Consider the following 6,000-nt stretch of genomic DNA (forward strand, 5'->3'; position numbering starts at 1 on the left):
TGTGCGTAATCGTCTTATAATTAGATGTGTAGTTGTGCGCTTGGCTGACGGAAAGTTCCTTTTATTTGTGAAATATGGGTAAATATATTTGCGGTAGCTTGAATTCATAGTGATCTGATTATTTTGAATATAGCTTAAACATTGTTTGAGAAATACTTGCGAGTAAAGATTTAAATTGTTTATTTTGCAAATAAATATTTTATTCCGTCTCTTTTGAAGAGAAAGAATTGCAGTGAATAATAATGTGTAAATCAATTGATTATGCATAGACTTTAATTCCATCTTGCAGTCCTGCATATATTCTTATATACCGGAAATCAGTTTGGCATTAGCATCATCAATCACGGACCTGTCAAGAGATGAGAGATATATTCGGGTTGTCTTTTCGCTATTATGTCCCATACTTTCACTGATGATTTGTGTAGATATACCTTTTTTCTTGGCTAGTGTAGCCCAACTATGGCGCGCCACGTATGAAGTCAAAGGTTTGGGAAGTCCCATGAAGCCGGAGATTTTCTTTAAATGAATATTATGAAGTCTCAAGGCACTATCATAATTCTGTGTACTTTCTGATAAAACAGGAAATAAGAAAGTTCCGTTACTGTAATGAGAGTATCTATCAATAATAGTTTTTAAGCATATTTCTAGTTTTATGCTAAGTTCTTGTCCGGTCTTATGGCGTCGGTAAATAATATATTCTCCTTGGATATTCTCTTTGGTTAGGTACGCCAGATCAATAAAAGCCATCCCTCGTGCATAAAAGCTGAACATAAACATATCGCGTGAAAAAGCCAATCGTGGTTTTGACGATAAATCCAATGTTTTTAATCTTGATATGACATCTTCGTCTATTGCCCGTTTGATGGTTTTATCATTGCCTACGAATACTTTTTTAAACGGATGCTTTTGTTCTGTATAGCTTTCTTCGACAGCTCTATTATAAATGGCTCTTAGGTTTCGCATATAGAATGAAATAGTATTATTACATATCTGCTGCTCTTTCAGATATCTTTCGTAGTCTGAAATAAGTTTAGGAGTCAGTTCTTCGAAAGAAATGTCAACTCCGTTTCTGAACCGGAGGAAACTTTTTACTGAAGCTATATATGATTTTGCGGTTCGGGGTTGGTTCTTGATATACAAATCATTTGTGACACTCTTGCTGAATACGGATAATAGGCTTTCACCTTGAATTTTTTTGAAAAGTTTGATGATGGTATCAATGTTGTTTTCACTTGTCAGAATGTGCTGAAGGTGTCGAATATCCCGGATGATGGAGTTTTCAATGAGCTGCAGTTCATATCTGCGCTGGTATTCGGCATTCGATATCGCAATTAGCGAACGCTTGTCATTCCACTCGTGTGAATGAATCTTATACGGAGTTGTTATCTCTCTGTATTCTTTATTCCTTGTCAACAGATAATAGATGGTTCCTTTCTTTTTCTTAATTGTTGATTCTCTAAATTTAACCTTGATAGTTATCATATTTTTCTATTTTTTTTAGGTAACGTGGACTACCGGCTATTGTTTTTTGTAAGGGGTAGAACGGTTTTATATTTTTGTTTAATTGTCTCAAGTAAAGAGACTGTCAGGGTTGTTATGGAAATTTTATTTAAATAATGCTGCCGTAAAATTTAGGCTGGTTCAAAAGTATTATTAAATATATTTCCTTTCTTTGTGAAAGGAAAATATAAACATTCTGTTTTATGGAAAACTCTTTCAGTTATCAGCCGGCAGCCGGACGCTACGAACGTATGCCCTATAAATATTGTGGCAAGAGCGGCTTGCAGTTACCTTTAATCTCTTTGGGGTTGTGGCACAACTTCGGTAGTGTGGACAATTTCGATGTAGCAACCGACATGATTAAGTATGCGTTCGATCATGGTGTCACCCATTTCGACCTGGCAAACAATTACGGTCCTGTTCCCGGAAGTGCTGAAACCAATTTCGGACGAATCTTGCGAGAGAACTTCCAGGGTTATCGGGATGAAATGATCATCTCTTCCAAAGCCGGACATGACATGTGGGCTGGCCCTTATGGCGGAAATAGCTCTCGTAAAAATCTGATGGCGAGCATTGACCAAAGTCTCCGTCGGACAGGGTTGGAGTATTTCGACATCTTTTATAGCCATCGTTATGATGGAGTTACTCCGGTCGAAGAAACCATTCAGACATTGATTGATATCGTGAAACAAGGGAAAGCGCTGTATATCGGAATCTCCAAATATCCTCCCGAACAAGCACGTATGGCCTACGAAATGATGACAAAAGCCGGTGTTCCCTGTCTCATCAGCCAGTATCGGTATAGTATGTTCGACCGTGAGGTGGAGGCCGAAACACTTCCGCTGGCAGCAGAATATGGTTCCGGTTTCATCGCTTTTTCTCCTTTGGCGCAAGGACTGTTGACAGATAAATACTTGAATGGTATTCCGGAAGGCTCTCGTGCCGCACGTTCTTCGGGTTTTCTCCAGCTTTCGCAAGTGACGCCTGAAAAGGTAGAAGCCGCCCGCCAGTTGAATGAAATAGCCCTCCGACGTGGACAAACACTTGCTGAAATGGCACTGGCATGGGTATTGAAAGACGAACGGATGACTTCGGTGATTGTGGGCGCAAGCTCTGTCAACCAGTTAGCCGACAATTTAAAAGCGTTGGATCATTTGGAGTTCTCGGCAGATGAGTTGAAAGAGATCGAACAGATTTTACCTGAATAATTTCAGTCTGAATCGTATGCTGATTTCACCTTATTATTGAAAATGATAAGGTGAAGTCATCTATTTTAAGGATGCTCCTGTCCAGTCATATACATATTTCCAAGATTTAACCATGCGATTGCATCTCCTCTGGCTGCTGCTATTTTAAAATATTCAAAAGGTTTTTAAAGTCACTAGCATCTATATCATTTAATAACAAAAGAATGGAATATTATTGAGTAAGAAAACAGAAAAGTGTTAGGAATGCTCGAAAAAAATATATACATTCGTATAATATTCACCTTAAATACTTGTGATATGAAGCAATTAACTGTAGTATTCGCTCTGTTGTGTATTTTTGCTTGTAGTAGCGAAGATATTGTAAGTACCGTTGAGGAATCTGTAAAGCCGGCTAATGAAGTGGCTATACAAACTGTTAATTTGCTTGATAGCCTTGAAATTATGGATTATATTTATAGCATTATTGGACCGATGGCTAAGACACGATCAAATCTACCAGGGGGAGGGTATATTCTTCCTGATAATTGGGATTCTCAATTAACAGATGAACAGCGCGAATTGATCAGGAACTCTTTCCCACGACCTCTCTTTTCTGCTGAAAGGAATGCTTTAAGGAAATCGTTTCCTTTAGTTGAATATTCCAATACAGTTGTTATGAATTATCCGTCATCTGGATATAATTGTTTTGCCTATTCGTTGGGGTTTAATAATAAGTGGATAGAGTTTAGTACTTGGGATCAAGTAAGATATGGATATGAAAATGCGAGTTCCGTGTATCATGCCGCTTATGATTACATGAAAGGGGCAACCTCAATATCAAGATACTATCCTGTAGTTTGGGGTTGGGGAAATACCCCTCTGCATGCATCTCTTGGAGGTAGTCCCCATTGCGAGGCACCTTATTCTAAGATGGGGCGTATGTGGCTATTGTGGCACCTTGTAAGTGTGTTTTCTAATGGAATGTATGGAGTTCCTGTGGAAACCTATGGGGCAGTTTCTCCTACCCGTAGTCTAAGTGAAATAGATGCTAATGCAATGAAAGAAATAAGTGAGGATATTCACGAAAATATAATCTTCTCACCGGATGAGTTGATGATGATTGCTAGAAAAGTAAAAACATGTAGAGATAGTTCAAGGTTTGAATCTCTGTTTAATGAATGGAAGGAAGCATGGCATTACTCGCTTAGTAATAACACTGCTACTACAAGAAATTTACCTCAATATGCCGATTTAAAGGCTATGGGAAAAGAAATCATTCCATTATTGATTGAGAAGATGGTAACAGAAGAGGATAATTTCTTTGCAATAAGATTGTATGAAGATCTACAAGATAATCCTAATCTGATAATACGATATGCGAACGATGATCCACACCAACTTGAAGGATTACAACAAACAACCAAAAAAACTATAAAGAAGTGGTTAGAATATAATTCCAATTAAAGTTATCTTGGGAATGATAGGTTGTTGGATATTGCGTATACCTTTAAATTAAGAATATCGGCTCAAATTGGGCCGATATTTGAATATAAATATTCAAGAAATGGGATATCAATAATAATAGAGATAAGTCTGTTTTTAGGATCTTTTGCTGGAGTGTTTCTCGTTTGATTTTACTGTGAAAAACTTATTTGTAGTCTTAATCGAAAAATGAATTTTTGAGGTAAAGAAAATATGAATAATATTTCTCTGCTTTTGAAAGAACTGAATGTCATATGTGAGGATTATGAACGTAGGGAAAACTTACTGAATACTTTCAGTTCACATCGGATATACATCGTATGATTTATACCATAAATACAGTTGAGGACTGTCATCATCAGATACGGAAAGTGACAAAAAAACAAGGGCGTGTTCCCTAACAACACCGCCCTTAAAAAACTGTTTTACCTCGCTTATCGCAATATATGTAAGAAATGGACCATGTCATACTGGCTAACTGGGGAGCTAGTGCACGACAACTGGCGATAAAATTTGTAGATAGGTTTAAAATGTTGCAATTTTACGTCCGTTGGGACGGGTAGTCCTGCTCCTTGGCGCTGGCCGTTCACCGACCGATGAGATTGAATGAGAATAAAGCATACATAGTTTAATTTACACATCTCCCTGCCTGGTGAATGATTCCTCTTGTTCTTTTCTTCTGCAAACGATTTTTCATTTTCATTTCTCATATTCTCATAAATAATACGGTAATTATATGTAAATCAATAATATAATAGTATGAGAAATAAAATATAAAATGGTATTTCTCATACTATTTCTATCATTTATCCTTAAAAATGATGCATTTCTCATAGGTTTTAAATCGTTTCTCATCTTATTCTCATACTCCTTTTATCTATTTTACTCCTTTCTCATGCATTATGGCTGTATCTTTTCCCAGACTCTCGTCGAACTTTACGATTATTCCTTTTTCTTATGTCGTTTATTAAGCAACTTCCTATTGTTTACTGCTTTCCTGTGTATCATGCACCTTATATCCTTATGCTTTTCCTTAATTATTACCATTTTTTCCTACTACTATCTGTATCGTTGCACTCGAGTGAACAGATCGTTTCACTCGAGTAGACGGTTCTTTCTACTCTAGTGCACAGGCCTGTTCACTGGAGTGCAACGATGCAGATGCAGGTAGGAAAATATGCGAATGTCTGCTCTATATACTTTCAATAAGCACTGATAATATATTGTAAAGCAGTGTCTAGTCTGGTATTCAACTTGGTCTTTAGTTTAGGATCTAGCTTGAGAATTTATAGCATAAATAGTCAAAATACTATGAGAAATACCTTGAAAGGGTATGAGAAATACGTTGTTTTATGGATGAAACGCTGGTAATACTATGAGAAATGCCGTTTTGAATAGTATTTCTCATAGTGTTATGCATTTGATTTATATATAGTTATTGTATTTACTATGAGAATATGAGAAATGAAAGTGAAAAATCATTTTCAGGAAACGTCGGGTTAATGTTTTTTTATATGATATAAACTGGATTAATAGACAAAGCATGTTTTTTTCTGTCAAAATTGTTTGTTTAATAGATATTTATTTCTACTTTTGTCATAGCTTACTTTCGAGCGAAGGAAGTAGCTTTTTAATATTTTTATTGAGAACGGTTATTTATTATATATCTCTCCAAAAGAATCCGCTAAATTTTTCCCGGAGATTGTAGTAAGTGACATGTCTCACGTATTCTATGCTAATATCCTAATCTCTTATTCCGTTTAACAATAAATTAACTTCTCGTTCTTTTTCCTTTCTATAACTTCTCGTTCTTCATAATATTTGTATGTAT

Annotated in this window: 3 protein-coding genes and 1 pseudogene; 3 read left to right on the forward strand and 1 reads right to left on the reverse strand. The window is 36.3% G+C overall.

All coding sequences use genetic code 11. From position 1 onward, the window contains the following. Positions 1–303: 303 nt before the first annotated feature. Positions 304–1,482: a site-specific integrase gene (locus DXA05_RS05235; RefSeq protein WP_004315331.1), complete on the reverse strand. Its 1,179-nt coding sequence runs from the start codon at positions 1,480–1,482 to the stop codon at positions 304–306. Positions 1,483–1,703: 221 nt separating this feature from the next. On the opposite strand from DXA05_RS05235, the gene DXA05_RS05240 reads away from it, so the two are divergent. The 3 genes and pseudogenes from DXA05_RS05240 to DXA05_RS05250 all read left to right on the forward strand — a co-directional run. Further along, entirely contained in the window at positions 1,704–2,708 is a 1,005-nt protein-coding gene (locus DXA05_RS05240) for an aldo/keto reductase (protein ID WP_004315332.1), read from the forward strand. Between the two features lie 243 nt (positions 2,709–2,951). Then, positions 2,952–4,151, forward strand: a complete 1,200-nt coding sequence (locus DXA05_RS05245; protein WP_008016308.1) for a hypothetical protein — start codon at positions 2,952–2,954, stop codon at positions 4,149–4,151. Positions 4,152–4,447: 296 nt separating this feature from the next. Next, positions 4,448–4,732, forward strand: a pseudogene (locus tag DXA05_RS05250) (transposase); the annotation flags it as partial. Between the last annotated feature and the right edge of the window lie 1,268 nt (positions 4,733–6,000).

Origin of the sequence: Bacteroides sp. AM54-2NS (assembly GCF_003602935.1) — a bacterium.
GTDB lineage: Bacteria > Bacteroidota > Bacteroidia > Bacteroidales > Bacteroidaceae > Bacteroides > Bacteroides xylanisolvens.